The sequence below is a fragment of the Streptomyces sp. NPDC007162 genome (assembly GCF_040634175.1).
Taxonomy (GTDB): Bacteria; Actinomycetota; Actinomycetes; order Streptomycetales; family Streptomycetaceae; genus Streptomyces.
On the sequence record NZ_JBEYFC010000949.1, the window covers coordinates 1 to 1,766 of the forward strand.

Annotated in this window: 3 protein-coding genes; 1 reads left to right on the forward strand and 2 read right to left on the reverse strand. The window is 69.5% G+C overall.

Annotated features, from left to right (window positions below; translation table 11 throughout):
• Positions 1-882 (reverse strand): beta-N-acetylhexosaminidase (locus tag ABZ646_RS46140; protein WP_360533654.1); only part of this gene is annotated, 882 nt, incomplete at its 3' end.
• 620 nt (positions 883-1,502) lie between these two features.
• Entirely contained in the window at positions 1,503-1,658 is a 156-nt protein-coding gene (locus ABZ646_RS46145; protein WP_360533657.1) for a DUF3039 domain-containing protein, read from the reverse strand.
• A 12-nt stretch (positions 1,659-1,670) separates the two neighbouring features.
• On the opposite strand from ABZ646_RS46145, the gene ABZ646_RS46150 reads away from it, so the two are divergent.
• Positions 1,671-1,766 (forward strand): AbfB domain-containing protein (locus tag ABZ646_RS46150; protein WP_360533660.1); only part of this gene is annotated, 96 nt, incomplete at its 3' end.

Genomic DNA, 1,766 nt, shown 5'->3' on the forward strand with positions numbered 1-1,766 from the left:
GTAGAAGCGCAGGGTGTTGTCAGTGGGGGCGAGTACGTTCGGAGAGATCCCCCAGGTGTCCCAGACGGTCAGGGAGGTGGTGTCGATGACGTCGGTGTTGCCGAGTTCCGGATACGCGGCGACGGCCGCCTGCGAGTGGCCCGGTACGTCGATTTCGGGGACGACCGTGATATGCCGTGCGGCCGCGTAGGCGACGATCTCCCGGATGTCGTCCTGGGTGTAGTGGCCGCCGTGCGGCTTCTCCTCCCACAGCGGTGAGGCGCGGTGGCCGAATTTGGTGCGGGGCCGCCAGGAGCCGACCTCGGTGAGCCGGGGGTACCGCTCGATCCGGATGCGCCAGCCCTGGTCGTCCGTCAGATGGAAGTGGAAGACGTTGAGTTTGTGCGCCGCCATCAGGTCCAGATAGCGCAGGACGCCTTCCTTCGGCATGAAGTGCCGGGCCACGTCGAGCATCAGGCCGCGCCACCGGAATCGCGGGGCGTCCTCGATCCGGCACAGCGGCAGCCGCCGGGAACCGCCGGGCAGCGGGGCGCGCCGGAAGGCGTCGGGGCCGAGCAGCTGACGCAGCGTCTGGGCGCCCCAGAAGAGTCCGGCGGGGCCGCCGCCCGCCAGGTCCACGCCGGTGGGCGTGACCGTGAGGCGGTAGCCCTCCGCGCCGAGGTCCTCGGTGACCGAGGGGTCGACGGACAGCCGTACGACGTTGTCGTCCGTGTGCGCGCCGGGCGGCAGCGGCAGGCCGGTGGCCGCCCCAAGGGTGCCGCGCAGCCAGCGTTCGGTGAGCGCGGTGCCCTGGCCCGCCGCCAGCGTGGTCCCCGCGTCCAGTTCGAAGAAACCGTCCCCGTGGGTAACCGCGTCACGGGGCTCGGGAATCACGTCCACCATGTCAGTCCTTAACCGCTCCGCCCGGTCCCGGGACCGGGCGTCGCTGTACGAGTACGAAGAACTCCGGCACCGGAATCGTCATCACGCGGCGAAGAGGGAAAGGATCTGCCGGAGAAAGCGCGCACCCCTTCTCGCGGGTCACCGAAAAACATGATCGGGAAGCGGTCGGGGAGCTGAACCGGAATCGCGGCACGGCGGTCGCCACGGGAAAGGCGAGGAGCCCCGGGACGATCACCGCACCGACCGCGGCGACAAGGCCGTCGACGAGGCGGCGGCCGAATTCCCACTGCCCGAACAGCCGCCCGGCGGAGTTCCGCCGGCGCCTCCACCCCGGCCGCCCCCGCCGCGACCGCCGTACGAACCCGCGCACAGAAAATTCACCACGGCCACAGCTCCTCCCCTGCGCGCGACGAACAGCGTTGCAGCATGCGCAATAGCTGTTTTGCTGCGCACAACACCACGACGGAGGTTAGGGACAACACGAACCCGGCGGCAAGAGGTCTGGACCACTCTGTGACCGATCGACGCGTCCCGCGCGACGCGCGGGCACGGCAAAGGCCCCGAAGCGCGCCGGAGCGTGCTCGGGGCCTCAGAGAGCCGAGCTGGAAGGCGGGTGGGCGCTACTTGTCCTTGCCCTCGTTGTCGCCGCCGCCGCTCATGGACTCGTAGATCTCCTTGCACATGGGGCACACGGGGTACTTCTTCGGGTCGCGGCCCGGCACCCACACCTTGCCGCACAGCGCCACGACGGGAGTGCCGTCGAGCGCGCTCGCCATGATCTTGTCCTTCTGGACGTAGTGGGCAACAGCGGCGCGGGCTACTCCCTCCAGTCCTTCAACTACCCCGCCAAGTACATCCGCCACTACCGCTTCACCGGCTACATC

Excerpts from the sequence above, each read along its gene's own strand:
- ABZ646_RS46145 (WP_360533657.1), bottom strand. The coding sequence starts at position 1,658 with ATGGCGAGCGCGCTCGACGGCACTCCCGTCGTGGCGCTGTGCGGCAAG.